This window comes from Myxococcota bacterium, assembly GCA_035498015.1.
GTDB lineage: Bacteria > Myxococcota_A > UBA9160 > SZUA-336 > SZUA-336 > VGRW01.
Window position 1 is genome coordinate 1 of record DATKAO010000188.1, and the last position, 18,381, is coordinate 18,381.

The 18,381-nt window shown below is 70.5% G+C and carries 23 protein-coding genes and 1 pseudogene; 14 read left to right on the forward strand and 10 right to left on the reverse strand.

Going from position 1 to position 18,381, the window contains the following annotated elements; translation table 11 throughout:
- Positions 1 to 455: nitroreductase family protein (locus tag VMR86_16610; protein ID HTO08672.1), on the reverse strand; the 455-nt coding region annotated here is incomplete at its 3' end.
- A 65-nt stretch (positions 456 to 520) separates the two neighbouring features.
- Between VMR86_16610 and VMR86_16615 the strand changes: the two genes are divergently transcribed.
- The 3 genes from VMR86_16615 (at position 521) to VMR86_16625 (ending at position 2,779) form a co-directional block, all read left to right on the forward strand.
- On the forward strand, positions 521 to 985 hold the full coding sequence (locus tag VMR86_16615; GenBank protein HTO08673.1) for a hypothetical protein: 465 nt from the start codon (positions 521 to 523) through the stop codon (positions 983 to 985).
- Positions 986 to 1,091: 106 nt separating this feature from the next.
- Entirely contained in the window at positions 1,092 to 1,835 is a 744-nt protein-coding gene (locus VMR86_16620; GenBank protein ID HTO08674.1) for a prolipoprotein diacylglyceryl transferase family protein, read from the forward strand.
- Positions 1,836 to 1,981: 146 nt separating this feature from the next.
- A complete protein-coding gene (locus VMR86_16625) occupies positions 1,982 to 2,779 on the forward strand; it encodes an outer membrane lipoprotein-sorting protein (protein HTO08675.1) in 798 nt (265 codons plus the stop codon).
- Positions 2,780 to 2,896: 117 nt separating this feature from the next.
- On the opposite strand, the pseudogene VMR86_16630 reads toward VMR86_16625, so the two are convergent.
- The 3 genes and pseudogenes from VMR86_16630 to VMR86_16640 all read right to left on the reverse strand — a co-directional run bounded on the left by VMR86_16630 (position 2,897) and on the right by VMR86_16640 (position 5,693).
- Positions 2,897 to 4,738, reverse strand: a pseudogene (locus tag VMR86_16630) (carboxyl transferase domain-containing protein).
- Positions 4,739 to 4,745: 7 nt separating this feature from the next.
- The gene (locus VMR86_16635) at positions 4,746 to 5,168 is read right to left on the reverse strand and encodes a MaoC/PaaZ C-terminal domain-containing protein (GenBank protein ID HTO08676.1); all 423 of its coding nucleotides are present in this window, start codon (positions 5,166 to 5,168) and stop codon (positions 4,746 to 4,748) included.
- Positions 5,169 to 5,177: 9 nt separating this feature from the next.
- On the reverse strand, positions 5,178 to 5,693 hold the full coding sequence (locus VMR86_16640) for a MaoC family dehydratase N-terminal domain-containing protein (GenBank protein HTO08677.1): 516 nt from the start codon (positions 5,691 to 5,693) through the stop codon (positions 5,178 to 5,180).
- A gap of 164 nt (positions 5,694 to 5,857) precedes the next feature.
- Here VMR86_16640 and VMR86_16645 point away from each other — a divergent pair, with 164 nt between their 5' ends.
- Positions 5,858 to 6,289, forward strand: coding sequence for a hypothetical protein (locus tag VMR86_16645; GenBank protein HTO08678.1), 432 nt, complete (start codon positions 5,858 to 5,860; stop codon positions 6,287 to 6,289).
- Positions 6,290 to 6,293: 4 nt separating this feature from the next.
- Here VMR86_16645 and VMR86_16650 read toward each other — a convergent pair whose 3' ends face one another.
- The 3 genes from VMR86_16650 to VMR86_16660 are packed head-to-tail and all read right to left on the reverse strand — an operon-like array spanning position 6,294 to position 8,788.
- The gene (locus VMR86_16650) at positions 6,294 to 6,500 is read right to left on the reverse strand and encodes a DUF5989 family protein (protein HTO08679.1); all 207 of its coding nucleotides are present in this window, start codon (positions 6,498 to 6,500) and stop codon (positions 6,294 to 6,296) included.
- Positions 6,501 to 6,508: 8 nt separating this feature from the next.
- A complete protein-coding gene (locus VMR86_16655) occupies positions 6,509 to 6,946 on the reverse strand; it encodes an SxtJ family membrane protein (protein ID HTO08680.1) in 438 nt (145 codons plus the stop codon).
- Positions 6,947 to 6,958: 12 nt separating this feature from the next.
- Positions 6,959 to 8,788, reverse strand: coding sequence for a carbamoyltransferase (locus VMR86_16660; protein ID HTO08681.1), 1,830 nt, complete (start codon positions 8,786 to 8,788; stop codon positions 6,959 to 6,961).
- A 41-nt stretch (positions 8,789 to 8,829) separates the two neighbouring features.
- On the opposite strand from VMR86_16660, the gene VMR86_16665 reads away from it, so the two are divergent.
- Genes VMR86_16665 through ydiK form a run of 3 tightly spaced genes read left to right on the forward strand, consistent with a single transcriptional unit; the run spans position 8,830 to position 10,534 of the window.
- On the forward strand, positions 8,830 to 9,144 hold the full coding sequence (locus tag VMR86_16665; protein ID HTO08682.1) for a hypothetical protein: 315 nt from the start codon (positions 8,830 to 8,832) through the stop codon (positions 9,142 to 9,144).
- Complete coding sequence (locus VMR86_16670; protein ID HTO08683.1) at positions 9,141 to 9,476, forward strand: hypothetical protein; 336 nt, start codon at positions 9,141 to 9,143, stop codon at positions 9,474 to 9,476. The genes VMR86_16665 and VMR86_16670 overlap by 4 nt, the downstream gene beginning before the upstream one ends.
- The gene (ydiK, locus tag VMR86_16675; GenBank protein HTO08684.1) at positions 9,467 to 10,534 is read left to right on the forward strand and encodes an AI-2E family transporter YdiK; all 1,068 of its coding nucleotides are present in this window, start codon (positions 9,467 to 9,469) and stop codon (positions 10,532 to 10,534) included. Before VMR86_16670 ends, ydiK begins: the two co-directional genes overlap by 10 nt.
- A gap of 8 nt (positions 10,535 to 10,542) precedes the next feature.
- On the opposite strand, the gene VMR86_16680 is transcribed toward ydiK, so the two are convergent.
- The gene (locus tag VMR86_16680; protein HTO08685.1) at positions 10,543 to 11,223 is read right to left on the reverse strand and encodes a VIT family protein; all 681 of its coding nucleotides are present in this window, start codon (positions 11,221 to 11,223) and stop codon (positions 10,543 to 10,545) included.
- Positions 11,224 to 11,264: 41 nt separating this feature from the next.
- On the opposite strand from VMR86_16680, the gene ppk2 reads away from it, so the two are divergent.
- From ppk2 to VMR86_16715, 7 genes are all read left to right on the forward strand, one after another.
- Entirely contained in the window at positions 11,265 to 12,077 is an 813-nt protein-coding gene (gene ppk2, locus VMR86_16685) for a polyphosphate kinase 2 (protein ID HTO08686.1), read from the forward strand.
- Between the two features lie 53 nt (positions 12,078 to 12,130).
- Positions 12,131 to 13,342 (forward strand): MgtC/SapB family protein, encoded by a 1,212-nt coding sequence (locus VMR86_16690; protein ID HTO08687.1) that lies wholly within the window; start codon positions 12,131 to 12,133, stop codon positions 13,340 to 13,342.
- Entirely contained in the window at positions 13,326 to 14,705 is a 1,380-nt protein-coding gene (locus VMR86_16695; GenBank protein HTO08688.1) for an alginate export family protein, read from the forward strand. Before VMR86_16690 ends, VMR86_16695 begins: the two co-directional genes overlap by 17 nt.
- Before the next feature lie 71 nt (positions 14,706 to 14,776).
- Positions 14,777 to 15,130: an SH3 domain-containing protein gene (locus VMR86_16700; GenBank protein ID HTO08689.1), complete on the forward strand. Its 354-nt coding sequence runs from the start codon at positions 14,777 to 14,779 to the stop codon at positions 15,128 to 15,130.
- An 18-nt stretch (positions 15,131 to 15,148) separates the two neighbouring features.
- Entirely contained in the window at positions 15,149 to 15,529 is a 381-nt protein-coding gene (trxA, locus tag VMR86_16705) for a thioredoxin (protein HTO08690.1), read from the forward strand.
- Positions 15,530 to 15,541: 12 nt separating this feature from the next.
- Positions 15,542 to 16,465 (forward strand): RluA family pseudouridine synthase, encoded by a 924-nt coding sequence (locus tag VMR86_16710; GenBank protein ID HTO08691.1) that lies wholly within the window; start codon positions 15,542 to 15,544, stop codon positions 16,463 to 16,465.
- 9 nt (positions 16,466 to 16,474) lie between these two features.
- Positions 16,475 to 16,879, forward strand: coding sequence for a VOC family protein (locus VMR86_16715; GenBank protein HTO08692.1), 405 nt, complete (start codon positions 16,475 to 16,477; stop codon positions 16,877 to 16,879).
- Here VMR86_16715 and VMR86_16720 read toward each other — a convergent pair.
- On the reverse strand, positions 16,862 to 17,833 hold the full coding sequence (locus VMR86_16720) for a GNAT family N-acetyltransferase (GenBank protein ID HTO08693.1): 972 nt from the start codon (positions 17,831 to 17,833) through the stop codon (positions 16,862 to 16,864). The two genes, VMR86_16715 and VMR86_16720, sit on opposite strands and share 18 nt — an antisense overlap.
- A 142-nt stretch (positions 17,834 to 17,975) precedes the next feature.
- The coding region (locus tag VMR86_16725) for an acetyl-CoA acetyltransferase (GenBank protein HTO08694.1) at positions 17,976 to 18,381 on the reverse strand (406 nt) is incomplete at its 5' end.

The following is an 18,381-nucleotide window of genomic DNA, read 5'->3' on the forward strand; positions in this document are numbered from 1 at the left end:
AGCGCCGTGCCCAGCCCCTCGGCCCGGCAGGCCAGGATGAAGTTCTGCACCGCGGGGTAGATCGAGGCGCCGCCCACGACGGACAGCCGGCCAAGCTGCGTGTCGGTGGCAAAGCAGTCCGCGAGCCGCGCGCACACCACCGCGATCGCCGGCACCTCGGCCAGGTGATTCGCGAAGTAGTCCGCGTTGCGGACCATGGCGGGCAGCGTGTCGACGCGCACGTCGCCGCGGGTCATGCCGCCGATGTACTGCTTCCAGTGCGGGAGATAGAGCGCGGCCAGCTCCTTGCGCAGCGCGGGGTCGGTCACGATCACGAAGCGCACGGGCTGGCGGTTTCCGCCGCTGGGCGCGAAGCGCGCCGCTTCCAGCACGCGGCGCAGCACCTTCGCCGGGATCGGGTCGGGCTTGTAGTAGCGGCAGGTCCCCGTGCTCTCGATCGCTTCGTACAGGTCCATCGGCGCTCCTCCGGCTGTGGCGGCCATCGCCACAGCGTAGACTACGGGACGAAGGGAGACCGACCATGGCACTGCCCCAGGAAATCGCCCCGCTCAACCCCACGATGATGGACGCGATCATGCGCGGAAACGAGATGGAGTGGATCCCGATGGACCTGGATCCCGAGCGCGCCTTCATCAAGGTGCTGTGGACCGGCGCCGAGACCGGCCGCTGGGCGGTGCTGTTCCGCTGGCTCAAGGGCTACGTGGCGCCGCAGCACAAGCACCTGTCCGCCGCGCACACGTTCATCCTGAAGGGGAAGCTCGCGATTCGCGACGGCATCCTCGCGACCGGTGACTACACCTACGAGCAGAACGGCATGATCCACGGCGCGACCACCGCGCTCGAGGACACCGACTACCTGTTCATCTGCGACGGCCCGGTGCTCTTCTTCGACGAGAACGGCTTCACGGCGTATCTCGGCTGGGAGGAGCTCGTGCGCATGCAGCAGGCCCACGAGGCGAAGAAGCGCGCGCGCAACGCCGCGTGATCCAGGGTCCACAGCCCTCGCGCTGATGCGTGCGGCGCGCGCGCTGCGGGGGCACGCGGTTTGCTCCGTCGTCCTTCCCTATGACGAAGACGAGTGAGTCGCGCGCGTGAGCGAGCTGCCGGTGACCTGGCTGGGGCTGGGGATCTTCGGCGGCGGCCTGGCCGGCGCGTGCTGGCTCGCGCGCGCACTGCCGCGCGTGGGCATCGAGGCGGGCTACGCGTGGCGCGTGTTTCCGTACGCGCTGTTCGGCGGCTGTCTGGGCGCGAAAGTCTGGGCGGCGGTCGAGACACTCTTCGAGCCGGGCGGCGTCGAGTTCGGCGCCGTGCTGTGGAGCCGGGCCGGCGCCACGTTCTACGGCGGGCTCGCGCTCGGCGCCCTGGCGGTGGTCGCGCGCACCTGGCTCGACGGCGTGTCGCTCCGGTCGCTGTCGACGGCGATCGCGCCCTCGCTCGCGCTCGGCCAGGCGATCGGGCGGATCGGCTGCTTCCTGGTGGGCGACGACTACGGCGTGCCGACCGACCTGCCCTGGGGCGTGGCCTTTCCGAACGGCGCCCCGCCCACGACCGAGCGCGTGCACCCCGCGCAGCTCTACGAGGCGGCGTGGCTCTTCGGCTGCGCGCTCTTGCTGCGCCGGCGCCTGGGCCGCTCGCGGCTCTTGATCGGCGAGTATCTCGTGCTGCAGGGCGCCGGGCGCTTCGCGATCGAGCTCGTGCGCACGAACCCGCCCACGCTGGGCTTCCTCACCACCTCGCAGGTGATCGCGCTCGTCTGCCTCGCCGCGGGTGGGATCGGTCTGGCCGCGGCGGCCGAGTCACCCGAAGCAGGTCGGATCCGCACCGGCCTCTGGTAGACTGACGACGTTTGGTCAGCTTTGGCCGGCGAAGCTGGTCTCCCGCGGGCCGCGCCTGCGCGCTCACGGCGCACGCGTTTCGCCGGCACCGGGTACCGATCTTGCTGAAGCGCGCGAGTCACGATCTCGGCACGGAGGGAGGCCGCATGCGGCGGTGGGTCGGCTGGCTTGCCTGCGCGACGGTGCTGTGGCTCGCGCCCGCCGCGCGCGCGAGCGAAGATGCCGTGCCGCAGAGCGCCGCCTCCGTGCGCCAGCAGTGGCACTCGCGGCTCGCGGGCAAGCACTTCACCGCGCTCGTGCACCTGTCCATGGAGCTGGGCGGCATACACGAGGAGCGCGAGCTGCGCGTGTGGCGCACCGACGAAGCCGTGGGCGCCGAGCGCGTGATGGTGCGCTTCACGCAGCCCGAGAGCGTGCGCAACGTGGGCGTGCTGTTCCTCGAGCAGCAGGGGCGGCCGAACGACTACTTCCTGTACCAGCCCGAGCTGAAGCGCGTGCGCCGCCTGCCCGAGCAGATCGCGAACGACGACGTGTACGGGATCGACCTCGAGTTCCTCGGCTTCGGCGTCGCGCAGTCCGAGCCGACCGAGATCGTGAGCATGAAGCGCGACTCACTCGAGGGCCGCAGCGCCTACCTGCTGGAGGAGAAGGCGCTGCGCGAGAACCCGCGCTTCGACCGGCGCCTGACCTGGATCGACGCGCAGACCTGGATCCCCCTGCGCACCGAGCAGTACCGCCTGGGCAAGAAACGCCTGGTCGCGCGCACCGTCGAGACCCGCGCCATGCACGGCGTGGAGACCCCCATGCGCATGGAGTTCGAGAACGAGCTCGACAAGCGCAAAGTCTCGCTGCGCGTGGCCGAGGTGGACTACGAGGTGCCGATCCCCGAGGAGTACTTCTCGACGCTGGCGCTGGTGCGCTCGAGCATCACGTCCGCGAAGTGACTGGCCACCAGGACGGCCGAGCGAAGGCCGCCCTGAGCGAGGACCCACCGCGGGACATCGGCCCGCGGTCCGATGTCGGCGGCGGAGCCGCGCGCAGCGAGCCGTAGGCAAGCGAAGTCACCAAGTGTCGATGCACGGCCGCTTCTTGCCGGTCCGCGGCGGGGGCGGCGGGGCGGAGCGCATGGCGTTCGCGATCCAGGTGCGTGAGTCGGCGGGGTCGATCACGTCGTCGAGCTCGAAGTGCGAGGCCACGTTCACGGCCTTTCCGATCTGGTACATGCGCTCGACCATCTCGTTGAAGAGCGCCTCGCGCTTCTCGGGGTCGTCGACGGCGGCGAGCTCCTTCGAGTAGCCGAGCTTCACCGCGCCCTCGAGGCCCATGCCGCCGAACTCGCCGGTGGGCCACGACACGCAGAACAGCGGCGCCTTGAACGAGCCGCCGGCCATGGCCTGCGCGCCCAGGCCGTAGCCTTTGCGCAGCACGATCGTGAAGAACGGCACCGTGAGGCTCGCGGCGTTCACGAACATGCGCGAGGCGTGGCGCACGAGCGCGGTCTTCTCGATCTCGGGCCCGACCATGATGCCGGGGCAGTCACACAGGAACAGGATCGGCAGGTCGAACGCGTCGCACAGCTGCATGAAGCGCGTGGCCTTGTCGGCGCCGTCGCGGTCGATCGCGCCCGCGAGGTGGTTCGGGTTGTTCGCGATCACGCCCAGCGCGCGGCCCTCGACGCGGATCAAGCTGGTGATCATGCCGTGACCCCAGTCGCGCCGCAGCTCGAGCTGCGAGTCGGTGTCGGCCAGGGTCGCGATCACGCGCCGCACGTCGTAAGCGCGCAGCCGGTTCTCGGGAACGGCGGCGCGCAGCGCGCGCTGGTCGGCGCAGTCCCAGCGGGGCAGGGCGCCCTGGAAGTACGAGAGATACTGCTTGGCCACGCGCACGGCCTCGGCCTCGTCGGCGACCGCGACGTCGACGACACCGTTCTGTGTCTGCACGTCCATCGGGCCGATCTCGTCGGGGCGCACCAGGCCCAGCCCGCCGCCTTCGATCATGGCGGGGCCGCCGATGCCGATGTTCGAGCCTGCGGTCGCGATGATCACGTCGCAGCAGCCGAGCAGCACGGCGTTGCCCGCGAAGCAGCGGCCCGACGTGATTCCCACCAGCGGCACGAGCCCCGACAGCTCGGCGAACAGCGTGAAGGCCAGACAGTCGAGGCCCGACACGCCCGCGGCGTCGGTGTCTCCCGGCCGCCCGCCGCCGCCCTCGGTGAGGAACACGATCGGCAGGCGCTGCGCGTGCGCGATCTCGAACATGCGGTCCTTCTTGCGGTGATTCTGCTGGCCCTGCGTGCCCGCGAGCACGGTGTAGTCGTACGACATGACCACGCACGCCGTGCGCTCTTCGCCGAACAGCTCGCCGTTCACGCGCCCGATGCCGGCCACGAGCCCGTCGGCGGGCGTGCGCGCGATCAGGTCGGGCAGCGAGCGGCGCCGCCGCTGCGCCGCGATCGCGAGCGGGCCGTACTCGACGAACGTGCCCGGGTCGACGAGATCGCCGACGTTCTCGCGCGCCGTGCGCTGGCCGGTCTTGCGCCGGCGCGCGACGGCGTCGGGCCGCGCGGGATCGAGCCCCAGCGCGTGACGCTCCACGACTTCGGCCAGGTCGGGCCGGACGTGGTCGAGGCCCGGCCCGGCGGAGTCACTCGCGCGCGCGCCTTCGACCTCGGCGGCCTCGACCGTCACGAGCACGTGGCGCTCCTGCACCAGGTCGCCGACCGCGACCGAGATGCCGCGCACGATGCCCGCGTGCGGCGCCTCGATCACGTGCTCGAGCTTCATGGCCTCGAGCACCACGAGCGCCTGCCCGGCGTGCACGGCGTCGCCCGGGGCGACCTCGATCGCGGTGACCGTGCCCTGCAGCGGCGCGCGCACCGCCGATGCGGCGGAGTCTCTCGACATCAGCGGCTCAGGGATCGAGGCGCGCGCTCGCGTAGCCCGACACGACCTCTTTGCCGTCCTGGTTGGTGGTCACGACCTTGAGGTCGACGATCGGCGCGCCGGCCTCGCTGCGCAGCGCCTCGACGGTCGCGCGCGCGGTCAGGGTGTCGCCCGGCCAGACCTGCGAGACGAAGCGCACGCCGTACTTGGTGAGTCGCCCGTCGCCCACCCAGTTGGTGAGCATGCGCGCGGTCGCGCCCATCGAGAGCATGCCGTGCGCGAACACCGTGGGATAGCCCGCGACTTTGGTCGCGAACACCTCGTCGGTGTGCACGGGGTTGTAGTCGCCCGATGCGCCGGCGTACATGACGAGCTGCGTGCGGGTCAGGTTCTCGATCACGACCTCCTCCCGGACGTCGCCGACTTTCAAGTCTTTCGCTCGAAGCGCCATCGCGGCCTCCTACTTCTGCTCGATCACGCGCTCGGTGCGCACACCGACGCCGCGCGCGGTCACCACCAGCTCGCCGCGCTGGTTGCGGTACTCGGTGACCGACTCACTGAACTGCAGCTTGCCGCCGCGCTTGCCCTCGCGCTCCCAGGTCTTGCCGGGCTTGGTCTCGGCGGTGAGCACGTCGCCCGCGAGCAGCGGCCGGTGGTACTCGAAGTGCTGCTCGGCATGCAGCCCGCCCGCGGCCGCGCCGCGCGGCTCGCTGCTCGCGCCGGCTGCCGGAGCGCGGCGCACCGCGCCCGTCGGCTCCTTGCCGGAGCCGAACCAGGGCTGGCCGACCTTGGGGCGCAGGAAGTAGTCCGGGTCGAACTGGGCGCTCGCCTGCGTGAACGTGGGCGGCGCGATGATGCCGCCCAGCTCGCTCTTCCGGGCGTACTCCGCGTCGGAGTAGATCGGGTTCGGGTCGTTCACGGCGCGGGCGAACATCAGGATGTGACTCGCCTCGATCGGGAAGCTCTTCATGGCCATGCGCAATTCCCTCCTGCCGGCGGCGATTGTACCGCGTCGCGAAAGGCGCCGTCTGGCGCGGGCGGCGGGCCCGTGCCGGCCATCCGGGTCGTTCGGGACACGGGAGTTGCGCAACTCACTGGGCTGCGCGAATCAGCGCCGATCCGGAAATGCTGGAGGGGTTCATGCGGACGTTGCGCTCTTCGTGTCTCGCGCTCGTGTCACTGGTCGCCATCCTGGCCATGCCCGCCCACGCGGGCGGTCCCGCGACCGCAGGCGTCGCGCTCGGCTTCGCGCGCGTGAACCTCGGGGACGGCACGGTCTCGGCCTTCGGCGGCAAGGGCACCAAGACCGTGACGACCGGGCCGACGAGCACGGGCCTCATCCTGTACTTCAACGGCAAGTACCCCAAGAACATCGTGCGCGAGCTCGTGATCGCGCAGGCGACCGCCGAGGGCGACGTCGACCACCCGGTCGCGCTGGCCAACGCGATCGTCTCGATCGCCAACGCCACGCAGATCGCCGTGTCGCTGAACGGCTGGAATGCCGACTCCGCCGATGCGTTCGACGGCTTCGCGTTCGTGACTCTCTACGCGGGCGTCGCGCCCGAGGACTAGCCGCTTAGAACAGCGTGTAGATGAACGGCGCCGCCGCGCTGCCGCCGAGCAGCACGAGCAGGCCGAGCCCCAGGATCGAGATCACGATCGGGGCCAGCCACCACTTCTTGTTGTCGCGCAGGAACATGAAGAACTCGGACGCGAGCCCGGCCTGAGGCTTGGCGGCCTCGCTGGCGAAGTCGTCTCCGGCTCGTTTCTCGCGCTCGTCCACGATCCCTCCTAGAACTGCTTGAAGTAGTCGGCCTTGGCGCGCGGCGGACGCGCGTCGCGCCAGTAAGTCGGGGCTTCGCGCTGGAAGCGGCGGTCCATCGGGTCCACGCCGAACAGGCGCATCACGAAGCCGACCGGCGCGATCACCCCGTAGAACAGCGTGGCCATGATCACGTACGAGAGCACGAAGCCGATCGGGAACGCGGCCACGGACAGCCCGACGAACAGCGGCGCGTTGGCCCGCGGGAACACCAGCGAGAACAGCGCCGAGAGCACGCCCAGGCCGGCCAACGCGAAGCTCACCGTCTCGCGCCACGCGCCCAGCCCGTGCCGGAACACCAGCCAGCCGTTCCAGGCGCACAGCGCGAGCAGCCCGAAGCCGCCGAGCGCAAGCCAGCCGAACTGGCGCAGCGTGCGCTCGTCGGGCCGGAAGTTGAGCTCGACCATGCCCGACACGAGTCAGTCCAGCCCGAACTCGGCGAGGTAGGCGTCGACGTCGATCTCCTTGGCCTCGGGCTGATCTTTCTTCAAGAGCACGAAGCTCTCGAGCACGAGCGCGTCCATGTTCGTGTGCATGAAGCAGCGGTACGAGTCCTCGGGCGTGTTCACGATCGGCTCGCCGCGCACGTTGAAGCTGGTGTTGATCAGCACCGGCGAGCCGGTGCGGCGCTTGAAAGCTTGCAGGATCTTGTAGAAGCGCGGGTTGCGTTCGGCGTCGATGGTCTGCACGCGCGCCGAGTAGTCCACATGCGTGATCGCGGGCACGACCGAGCGCACCTGCTTGAGCTTGTCGAGGCCCTTCTCGCCGTGTGACTCGATCGCCAGGCGCTTCGACTCGCGCACGGGCGCGACCAGCAGCATGTAGGGGGAGTCCTCGTTCGGGCGCATCTCGAAGAACTCGGCCACGTCCTCACGCAGCACCGCGGGCGCGAACGGCCGGAACGACTCGCGGAACTTGATCTTCAGGTTCATCGTGGCCTGCATCTTGCGCGAGCGCGCGTCGCCCAGGATCGAGCGCGCGCCGAGCGCGCGCGGCCCGAACTCCATGCGCCCGGCGCAGTGACCCACCACGTTCTCCTCGGCGATGAGCTGCGCCACGGCCTCGCACAGCGCGTCCTCGTGCTCGTAGTGGCGGTAGACCGCGCCACGGCGCTCGAGGAACGCGCGGATCTCCGCGTTCGAGTAGGCCGGCCCGAGCAGCGAGCCCTTCTGCGCGTCGCGTCCGCGCGGCTCGCGCTTGTTCTCGAGCAGCTGGTGCCACACGAACAGGGCCGCGCCGAGCGCGCCGCCGGCGTCGCCCGCGGCCGGCTGGATCCAGACCTGCTCGAACGGACCCTCGCGCAGCACGCGCCCGTTGCCCACGCAGTTCAGCGCCACGCCGCCCGCGAGACACAGGTTCTCGAGCCCGGTGAGCTCGTGCGCGTGGCGCGCGATGCGCAGCATGATCTCCTCGGTCACGACCTGGACCGAGGCCGCGAGGTCCATCTCGCGCTGCGTGATCGGTGACTCGGCCTTGCGCGGCGGCCCGCCGAACAGGCGCTCGAACTTGCGCGACGTCATCACGTCCTGGTGCGTGTAGGCGAAGTAGCTCATGTCCATGCGGAACGAGCCGTCGGGCTTGAGATCGAGCATCTTCTCGCGGATCAGGTCGGCGTACACCGGCTCACCGTACGGCGCCAGCCCCATGAGCTTGTACTCGCCGCTGTTCACCTTGAAGCCCGTGAAGTAGGTGAACGCGGAGTAGAGCAGGCCGAGCGAGTGCGGGAAGCGCAGCTCCTTCAGCATCTGGATCTGGTTGCCGCGCCCGACCGCGATCGAGCCCGTGGCCCACTCGCCGACACCGTCCAGTGTCAGGATCGCGGCCTCGTCGAACGGCGAGGGCAGGAAGGCGCTCGCAGCGTGTGACTCGTGGTGCTCGAGGAACACGTAGCGGCCCTTGTAGCGGCGCGAGAGACCCGCGTCGAGCTCGCGCGGCGTGTAGAGCTTCTGCTTCAGCCACAGCGGCAGGCCCATCAGGAACAGCCGGAAGCCCGCCGGCGCGTAGGCCACGTAGGTCTCGAGCAGGCGGTCGAACTTGAGCAGCGGCTTGTCGTAGAAGGCCACGATGTCGAGCTCTTCGGGCGAGATTCCGGCCTCGGCCAGACAGTATTCGATGGACTTCGCCGGGAAGCGGTAGTCATGCTTCTTGCGCGTGAAGCGCTCTTCCTGGGCCGCGGCCACGATCTCGCCGTCCCGCACGAGGCAGGCCGCGCTGTCGTGATAAAACGCGGAGATTCCAAGGATGTTCAATGGCAGCTCTCCCAGGGCCCGGCGAGGATAGCAAGCGCCCCTTGTGGGGCTCGATCTGCCTCGCGCTGGCGCTGTGCGCCTGCGGAGCGGTGCAGATCGAGGCGCCGCCGGGCCGGCCGGTGCGCATGATGGACTTCGACGCGCCGGCCTCCGTTCGCGACGAGCGGGTGGTGTGGTACGCGCTGTGGGGCGGCAAACCGCTGTCCGACACCAGCACGGCCGAGACCATCGCGCGCCACGGTCTCCGGGAGGTCCGGGTCGGCACCGAGCTGACTCCCTGGGACACCGTGGTGAACGCCCTCACCAGCTTGGTGTCGGTCGTGCGGCGCACCGTCGTGGTCGAGGGCAACCCGTGAGGCGCGCGCTCGCAGCGCTGGGGCTCTTGCTGACGGCCTGCACCCACGTGACCGCTGCCGCGCCCTGGAACCACGACGTCCGGCTCATGCGCGCGGACGAGCCGGCGGAGGTGCGCCGCCAGTACCGCGCCTGGTTCGCGATTTGGGGCGCGGTGCGGGTCTCGGGCAAGGACCCCGCCGACGTGATCCGCGACGAGTCACTCTGCGCCGCGCGCGTGCGGGTCGAGGACAACGTGCCCGACGCATTCATCGGAGTCATGTACACGCTCATCGAGCCGATCGGGATCATCCCGCAGAGCATCATCGTGTCGGGGCAGCGCACGTGTCCGTGACCGAGTCGCGCGCGCGGCGCTCGGGCGAGCTGGTGCGCAGCGCGCTGCAGCTGTTCGCGCTGGGCGCCCTGCTCGCGACCGCGTTCTGGATCGTGCGCCCGTTCCTGGCGGCGGCGCTCTGGGCCGCGATGATCGCGGTGGCGACCTGGCCGCTGTTGCTGCATGCCCAGCGCCTGCTCGGGGGCCGGCGCGCGCCCGCCGTGGCGCTGCTCACGCTTGTGCTGCTCCTCTTGCTCGTGATTCCGATGTATCTCGGGGTCGACGCGCTGGTCGAGAACGCCGAGGACATCTCGAACCTCTCGCACTCGCTGGCGAGCTTCACGCTGCCGCAGCCGCCGCACTGGCTCGAGGGCCTCCCGCTGGTCGGCGCCAGGGCGGCGGGCGAGTGGCGCGAGCTCGCGGCGTCCAACCCGGAGGAGCTCGCGGCGCGAATCACGCCCTACGCGCGCGACATCGCGCGCTGGCTCGTGTCCGAGATCGGCAGCATCGGGGCGCTGCTCTTGCACTTCCTGCTCACGGTGATCCTGACCGCGATCCTCTACACGAGCGGCGAGAGCGCGGGCGTGGGGGTCGAGCGCTTCGCGCGCCGGCTGGGCGGCGAGCCGGCCGAGAAGGCCGTGCGGCTGGCGGCGCAGGCGATCCGCGCGGTGGCGCTCGGCGTGATCGTGACTGCGCTGGTGCAGACGACGCTCGTCGCGCTCGGGCTGTTCGCGATCGGCATCCCGTTCGCGGCCGTGCTCACCCTGGTCTCGTTCGTGCTCGCGATCGCGCAGATCGGCGCGGCGCCGGTGCTGATCGGCGCGGTGATCTGGGGCTACTACGAGCTCGGGAGCGTCTGGGGCACGGTCTTTCTGGTCTGGGCCGTGTTCTGCGCCACGATCGACAACTTCGTGCGGCCCGTGCTGATCAAGCGCGGCGCCGACCTGCCGCTCCTGCTGATCTTCGCGGGCGTCGTGGGCGGGCTGATCGCGTTCGGCGTGGTGGGACTGTTCGTGGGTCCCGTGGTCCTGGCCGTGACCTACATGCTGCTCGGTGACTGGCTGGCCGAGACCGAGTGACCGGCGGGTCAGCCGCCGAGCGCCACCGCGATTCCCACCAGCGCGATGCCGATCACCAGGAACGTGAGCCCGGTGAGCCAGGGGCGGAGCGTGGTATGGCGCGCCCAGCGCCAGCCGATCGCGAACAGTCCGGCGATCAGGATCGCGTTGGAGACACGCAGCGCGAGCCACGGGCGGTCGGGAATCAAGAGAAACGGCAGCGCGGCAGGCACGCTCGACAGGAAGACCAGCCAGAAGCTCGCGAACGCGCCGTACAGGTCCGCGCGGCTCGTGGCTACACGCCGCGGCGGAACGCTCCGCACGTAGCGTGAGACACGGCGGTACAGGTCGGCGTGCTCGGCCGGGTCGACGGCCAGCCCGACCAGGTCTTCGAGCTCCTCGGCCACGACCGCGGCGCCGGCCTCGTCACTCGCGGCGGCGCGGATGCGCGCGCCCACGCGCGCCAGCCGGCCGCGCTCGAAGACCTGGCCGGCCACGTAGAATGCCCCGTCGATGATCCCCCAGGCCAGGTTGCAGCCGACCGTCGCGACCAAGAGGTCGCGAGCGGCGCTGGGATCGTCGCGGGTCAGGATTCCCGCCCCGAGCGTGAAGGTCAGCGTCATGATGAGCCCGAACAGGACCTCGGAGAGACTCTCGCCGGGCGTGAGCTGCTTCTGTGCCATGGACAAGCCGAGATCGTGGAGCGCCACGAGTCACCTCCGAGACGCAGAATGGTAGAGGAGAGCGGACCATGAAGGCCAAGAAGAAGAAGGGCGAGGTCGCGGTCAAGGAGAAGATGCCGCGCAAGGAGTACGAGAAGGAGCTCGAGAAGCTTCACGTGGAGCTGGTGAAGCTGCAGGAGTGGATCAAGCAGGAGGGCCTCAAGGTCTGCATCGTGTTCGAGGGCCGCGACGGCGCCGGCAAGGGCGGCACGATCAAGGCGATCACGGAACGCGTCAGCCCGCGCGTGTTCCGCGTGGTGGCGCTGCCCGCTCCGACCGAGCGCGAGAAGACCCAGATGTACGTGCAGCGCTATCTGCCGCACCTGCCCGCGGCGGGCGAGATCGTGATCTTCGACCGCAGCTGGTACAACCGCGCCGGCGTGGAGCGGGTCATGGGCTTCTGCAGCGAAGACGCCGCCCGTACCTTCCTACAAGTGACTCCGCATGCGGAGGAGCTGATGGTCGCCTCGGGCATCATCCTGCTCAAGTACTGGCTCGAGGTGAGTCCCGAGGAGCAGACGCGCCGGCTCGAGGCGCGCATCGACGACGGGCGCAAGATCTGGAAGCTCTCGCCCATGGACCTGAAGTCCTACTCGCGCTGGTACGACTACTCGCGCGCGCGCGACGACATGTTCGCGGCCACCGACACCGAGCACGCGCCCTGGTACGTCGTGCACTCGAACGACAAGCGGCGCGCGCGCCTGAACCTCATCACCCACCTGCTCGACCAGGTCCCCTACAGAGAGATCAAGCGCGAGCGACCCAAGCTGCCCAAGCGCCAGAAGCCGGGCAGCTACAAGGAGTCGAAGCACCCGTTGCGCCTGGTCCAGGAGAAGTTCTGAATCCGGCCGAGTCACTCGACCCGCTGACGCTCGCGCTGCGCTTCGCGCTGGCGCTGGGGCTGGGCGTGGTGCTGGGGCTGGAGCGCGAGCGCAAGAAGACGCCGGTCGAGTTCGCCGGGGTGCGCACGCTGGGGCTGCTCGGGCTGACCGGCGGGCTGGCGGCGTTCTTCGACCAGGAGCTCGGGCGCCCGTGGCTGGCGATCGGGCTGTTCGCCGCGGCTGCGGGGCTGGTGATCGTGTCGTACGGCGCGACCGTGCGGCAGGGCGAGCTGGGAGTCACGACCGAGCTGTCGGCGCTGTTGTCGTTCGCGCTGGGCTACCTGTGCGTGGCGGGTCACCTGCTGACGGCGACCGCGCTCGCGGTCGCGAGCGGCGGGGTTCTGGCGCTGAAGGAGTGGCTGCACCAGCTCGCGGCCCGGATCGAGAGCGAGGACGTCGAGGCCACGCTGAAGTTCGCGCTGGTGAGCGTGATCGTGCTGCCGCTCGTGCCCAACCAGAACTTCGGGCCCGCGCCGTTCGACGTGATCAACCCGTACAAGATCTGGCTCATGGTCGTGCTGATCTCGGGCCTGAACTTCGCGAGCTACCTGCTCGTGAAGGTGGTCGGCGCGGAGCACGGCATCGGTCTCACGGGGCTGCTCGGGGGCCTGGTCTCGAGCACGGCAGTCACGCTGGGCTTCTCGCAGCGCAGCCGCGAGCAGCCGCAGCAGAGCGCGGCGCTCGCGCTGGGCATCCTGGTCGCGTGGAGCGTGATGTTCCTGCGCGTGATCCTCCTGGTGGGCGCCGTGGACCGGGCGCTCTTGCCGCGGATCGCCGGCGCGATGCTCTCGTTCGCCATCCCGGGCCTGGCCGTGTGCGCGTTCCTCTGGCGCCGGTCGCGCACGGGCGACACGGCCTCGGTCACGGCGGGCTCGAACCCGTTCGAGCTGGGGCAGGCGATCCGCTTCGGCCTGTTGTTCGGCGTGATCACGTTCGCCGCCAAGGCCGCGCAGGTGTATCTGGGGTCGGCGGGGCTGTATCTCGCCGGCGCGATCGCGGGACTCACCGACGTCGACGCGATCGCGCTCTCGATGGCGCAGCTCTCGCTCTCCGACCCGGCGAGCTCCGGCCCGGCGTTCCTCACGATCGTGCTGGCCGTGGCCTCGAACACCTTGTTCAAGGCCGGAATGGTCGGCTTCCTGGCGGCCGTCGGCCTGCGGCGGATCGTGCTCGCGGGAGCCGGTGTGATTCTTTGCGGGGCCGCGCTCGGTGCCGCGCTGCTCTAGCCTGCTCGCGCTCCTGGCCGCCGCGGCTCTCGCGCGCGAGGCTGCCGCAGCGGATCCCCCGCCCGCGGCGCCGATCGATCTCACGCTGTACCGCGACGGCGACACGTACCTGCGGCCCACGCTCGCGCTCGAGAGCGCGATCTTCGCCGAGCACGACGCCTGGCACGGCGAGTCACGAAGCGTGCTCGGCGACGCCGTCGGCTACTGGTGGGAGTGGGCGTTCACGGGCGGGCTGGAGGGGGCGCTGGCGCTGGGTGAGTTCGGCTCGGTCTTCGGCCGGGCTTCCGCGATCGCCGCGCGCAGTCAGGGGCTCGACGCGGCGGGCTCCAACGTCGACGACCGCTACGCGGGCGACGTGGAGTTCGACGACGCCTGCCTGGGCTGGCGCTCGGGCGAGCTCTTCCCGAGCCTGGGTCACGACGCGCTCGAGCTCTCGGTCGGCAAGCAGAAGTACCAGGTCGGGAACGGCTTCCTGGTGTTGGACGGCGCCAGCGACGGCGGCGAGCGCGGCGCGTTCTGGCTCGCGCCGCGCAAGGCGTTCTACATGAGCGCAGTCGCGCGACTCACCACGGGCCCCTACCGCGCCGAGCTCTTCTACCTGCGCCCGAACGACCACCCGTTCTCGGGCACCGACGCCGTCGGCGGGAACTTCGAGTACGGCGCGGGCGAGACCGGGACCATCGGCTTCACCTACCTGAAGGTCGTCGGGTCACAGGAGGCCTCGCGCGCCGGGCTGAATCTGTTCGACTGGCGCGCGGCACTCACTCCGCTCCCGATCGACCGCGCGCTCTCGCTCGGCGCCGAGTGGGCGCTCGAGCTGAACGGCAGTCGCTCGCACGCCGCGGCCTGGTACGCCGAAGGCGGCTACACCTTCGAGCAGTCACCATGGACGCCGTTCGTCGGCTACCGCTACTCGCAGTTCGGCGGTGACCGGCCGAGCACGGCCCAGTCCGAGCTCTGGGACCCGCTGTTCTACGGCTACAACGACTGGAGCACCTGGTACGTGGGCGAGATCATGGGGAACTTCGTGGCGCAGAACCGCGACCTGCGCATGCAGACCGTGCGGCTGCAGGTGCATCCGCGCGACAGCGTGACCGCGCAGCTGATCTACAACTACTACGCGCTGCTCGAGCCGGTCAGCGAGCTGGCCGCGCGCGACGAGAATCCGCGCGCCGCGAACATCCACAGCCACCATCTCGGGCAGAGCTTCGACCTGGTGACTGACTGGCAGCCCGTGAGCTGGCTGTCGTTCACGGGCATCGTGTCGGCGCTCGATCCCGGAGCGGGCATGCGGCAGTACGTCGAGTCAGACAGCCGCGCCTGGTGGCTGCACTTCATGCTGTACGCGAAGGTCTCGTTCTAGCGCGCTGCTCGTTGCCCTCGCGCCGCCCGCCCGGCATGCTGTCGCGCGGGGTCCGAAAAGGGGGAACCAGCGTGTACACGGTCCGGCTCGGTTGTCTCGTCCTCATGGTGCTCGCGGGTGGCCTCGGCACGGCATGCAAGCACGCGGAGGGCGGGGGCGATAGCGCCGCGCCGGCCGGCGCTGCCGCGAGCGGCGGCAGCGTCGAGATGCTGCCGATGCAGGTCGTGACCGCCAACAGCTTGAATGTGCGCGCGATTCCGAGCACCAAAGGAACGGTGCTGGGTACCTTGAAGAAGGGCATGGAAGTGCGCGTGCTCGAAGAGAAGAACGGCTGGAAGAAGGTCCAGTCCGACGGCGCATTGCCCGAGGGCTGGGTCGCCGGCGAGTACCTGAAGGCGCACGGCGCGCCCGCCGCGCCGCAGTAACTGCGAGGAAGGAGTGCCATGGCCGCCCTGGAGCTGACCGAAGCCACGTTCGAGAAGACGATCGAGGACAACTCACTGGTCTTGATCGACTTCTGGGCGCCGTGGTGCGGGCCGTGCCGGAACTTCGCGCCCGTGTTCGAGGCGGCCTCGACGCGCCACGCCGACGCGGTGTTCGCGAAGGTGAACACCGACGTCGAGCAGCGGCTGGCGGCCATGTTCGAGATCCAGTCGATCCCCACGCTCGCGATCTTCCGCGAGCAGATCTGTGTGTTCGCGCAGCCCGGCGCGCTCCAGGCCCAACACCTGGAGGAGATCATCCAGCGCGTGAAAGCGCTCGATATGGAAGACGTGCGGCGGCGCATCGCCGAGCACGAGACCAACGGCGCCGCCGAGGAATAGTCACTCCCCGCCATGGACGTAGAACGGCTGCTCGCACCCGAGGAGTCGTTCGGCTTCGTGGTGGGCCGGCACGAGGACGGCCTGCGGCTCGATCGCCTGCTCGCCGCCCGGCTGCCGTTCGCGTCGCGCACGCGGGTCGCGGGCTGGATCCGGGCCGGGCGCGCGCGCGTCGACGGCCGCGTGGTCGAGCGCGCGGGCGCTGTGGCCAACGCCGGCCAGCGCGTCGACGTGCGCATCGAGAAGCGCCCGCGCGACGCGGACGCGGAGCTCGACGACCTGCTCGCGCTCGAGCCGCTGGCGCGTGGCGAGGGCTGGCTCGCGATCGAGAAGCCGGCCGGCGTGCCCTGTCACCCGGCCGGGAACGAAGTGAAGCGCACGCTGCTCACGGCCCTTTCGCTGGGCCAGGCGCGCGACGCGGAGCCGGGCGGGCCGTGGCTGCCGCACCGGCTCGACCGCGAGACCTCGGGCGTGCTCTTGGTCGCGCTGCGCGCCGAGGTGCAGCGGGCGCTGGTGCGCGCGTTCGCGGCCGGCGCGGTCGCGCGCCGCTACGACGCGCGCGTGCGCGGCGACGCGGGTCGACACTTTCCGGTGTCGGCGCCGCTGCTCGAGCTGCGCGGCCGCATCCTGCGCTGCGGCCACCGGCCGCCGCGCTTCCGGGTCGACCCCGCGGGAGTCAGCGCGCACACGCGCGCGCGCCTGGTCGCGGCGGGCGCAGAGGCGAGCGCGCTCGAGCTCGAGCCCGTGACCGGCCGCCAGCACCAGCTGCGCGTGCACCTGGCCGACCTGGGACACCCGATCTGCGGTGACCCGCTGTACGACCCCGCCGCCGCGCCCGGCAGCCGGATGTGTCTCCACGCGCGCGCGCTCGAGCTGCCCGCGGGCGTCCTCGGCCCCGCGAGCTTGCGTCTGGCCACGCCCGCCCCGGCGTTCGCGTAGACTCGGCGCATGGGAATCAAGACCACCAAGGACTCGATCGACCTCGGCATCATCTCCGTGAACGGCCCCGCGATGCTCGCGTTCTACCGCGACGTGCTCGGGCTCGCGCACCAGGGCGACATGCCGATGCCCACCGGCGGACTCATGCACCGGCTGGCCTGCGGCACGAGCGTGATCAAGCTCGTGGTGCCCGACAAGCCGCCCGCGAGCCGCGCCGCGCCCGGCGGGATCGGCGGCGGCACCGGCTACCGCTACTGGACGATCAGTGTCTCGAACCTCGACGACGTGGTGTCCGCGGCGCAGAGCGCGGGTCACAAGATCGTGATTCCGCGCCGCAAGGTGCGCGCGGGCGTCGAGATCGCCATGCTCGAGGACCCCGACGGGAACTGGGTCGAGCTACTCGAGCAGAGCTAGCTGGGTCTGCGTGAGGTCGAGCCGATAGCAGCGCACGCGCTGGCGCCGCTCGGGGTCGTAGCCGCGCCATTTCGCGGCGGGCACCTCGTCGGGCAGTGCCGCGCGGAAGGCGTGCAGCTGGAAGAAGCGGCCCACGCCTTCGCTGGTGGTGCAGGCGTACACGAACTTGAGCCGCCGCTCGCGCGCGCGCTCGAGCGCGTACGACACCAGGTGACTGCCGACGCCCTCGCCGAGGAATCGGGTGAGCGTGTAGAGCGAGGCCACCTCGGCGCAGTCACCGGACTCGTCCACCAGGAGTGACCCGATCCCCGCCAGGTGGTAGCCCTCGACGAACGCGCCGAAGCCGCTGGCCAGCACCGCGTCGAGCTGCTCCTCGGTGCGCGGCGCCAGGTAGCCTTCCGAGGTGCCGCGCGCGATCAAGTCACTGGCCGCGTCGAAGTCGTCCAGGCCGAGCTTGCGCACCACCACGTAGCGCTCCTCGGTGAACAGCGTCCCCGAGCCGGCGTACGTGAAGAGCTCGTCCGACAGCCCCTCGAGCGTGCATACGTTCACCGCGGGCACGCCCGCGACCAGCATGGCCTCGACCTCGCGCAGCAGCGCCGCGCGCCGCTCGTTGCGCGGCGCGCCCGCGGCCAGGAGCTCGCGCAGCTCGTCCAGGTGCACGAACGACACGCGCTCGCCGTTCGCGCGCACGATCCCGCCGTCGCGGTCGATCCAGACCAGCTTCGAGATGCCGAGCCGCACGCTGGCCTCGCGGCAGGCAGGCGCGAAGGCGAGCGAGCCGGCGACGACCAGCCCGAGCCGGAACGACTCGCGCAGCTGGCGCCAGACCGTGCCCTCGAGCCGCGGCGTGGCCATCGACAGCACGTGCCCGCCGACCAGCGGCTCCAGCGCCGAACGCTCGGTCGAGAGCAGCACCACGTTGGTCTCGTTGCGCGCCAGCTCGTCGATCACCTCGGCGAGCTTCGCCGGGTGGCGCAGCTCCGCCGCCGGGGCCGCGATCGCGAGGGTCTTCCCGTGGAAGTCCTCGAGATAGAACTCCTTCTCGGAGTACGGCTCCGGCGCAGGGATGGGTCCCGCTTCGGTGGTCAGCCGCTCAACCCAACGAGTTGCCGACGATCGAGACGAAGCTCACGCAGCGGCCCGGTGCGCCGCCGAGGTTGTGAGTCAGTCCGAGCTTCGGGTTCTTGATCTGTCTCGGGCCGGCCTCGCCGCGCAGCTGCAGCCACATCTCGTACATCATGCGTAGCCCCGAGGCGCCGATCGGATGACCGAACGACTTCAAGCCGCCGTCCGGGTTCACCGGCTGCGGACCCTCGAGGTCGAAGCGGCCTTCCTGCTCGTCCTTCCACGCCTGTCCACGCGGCGAGAAGCCCATGTCTTCCATGAGCACGAGCTCGGTCGGCGTGAAGCAGTCGTGCACCTCGGCCATGCTGATCTGCTCGCGCGGGTTGGTGACTCCCGCCTGCTTGTAGGCGTCGGTCGAGCTGGCCACGACTTCG

Coding starts and splice junctions, on each gene's coding strand:
- VMR86_16710 (HTO08691.1), top strand. CDS start 15,542: ATGGACGTAGAACGGCTGCTCGCACCCGAGGAGTCGTTCGGCTTCGTG.
- VMR86_16615 (HTO08673.1), top strand. CDS start 521: ATGGCACTGCCCCAGGAAATCGCCCCGCTCAACCCCACGATGATGGAC.
- VMR86_16640 (HTO08677.1), bottom strand. CDS start 5,693: ATGGCCATGAAGAGCTTCCCGATCGAGGCGAGTCACATCCTGATGTTC.
- VMR86_16655 (HTO08680.1), bottom strand. CDS start 6,946: ATGGTCGAGCTCAACTTCCGGCCCGACGAGCGCACGCTGCGCCAGTTC.
- trxA (HTO08690.1), top strand. CDS start 15,149: ATGGCCGCCCTGGAGCTGACCGAAGCCACGTTCGAGAAGACGATCGAG.
- VMR86_16645 (HTO08678.1), top strand. CDS start 5,858: ATGCGGACGTTGCGCTCTTCGTGTCTCGCGCTCGTGTCACTGGTCGCC.
- VMR86_16715 (HTO08692.1), top strand. CDS start 16,475: ATGGGAATCAAGACCACCAAGGACTCGATCGACCTCGGCATCATCTCC.
- ppk2 (HTO08686.1), top strand. CDS start 11,265: ATGAAGGCCAAGAAGAAGAAGGGCGAGGTCGCGGTCAAGGAGAAGATG.
- VMR86_16635 (HTO08676.1), bottom strand. CDS start 5,168: ATGGCGCTTCGAGCGAAAGACTTGAAAGTCGGCGACGTCCGGGAGGAG.
- VMR86_16625 (HTO08675.1), top strand. CDS start 1,982: ATGCGGCGGTGGGTCGGCTGGCTTGCCTGCGCGACGGTGCTGTGGCTC.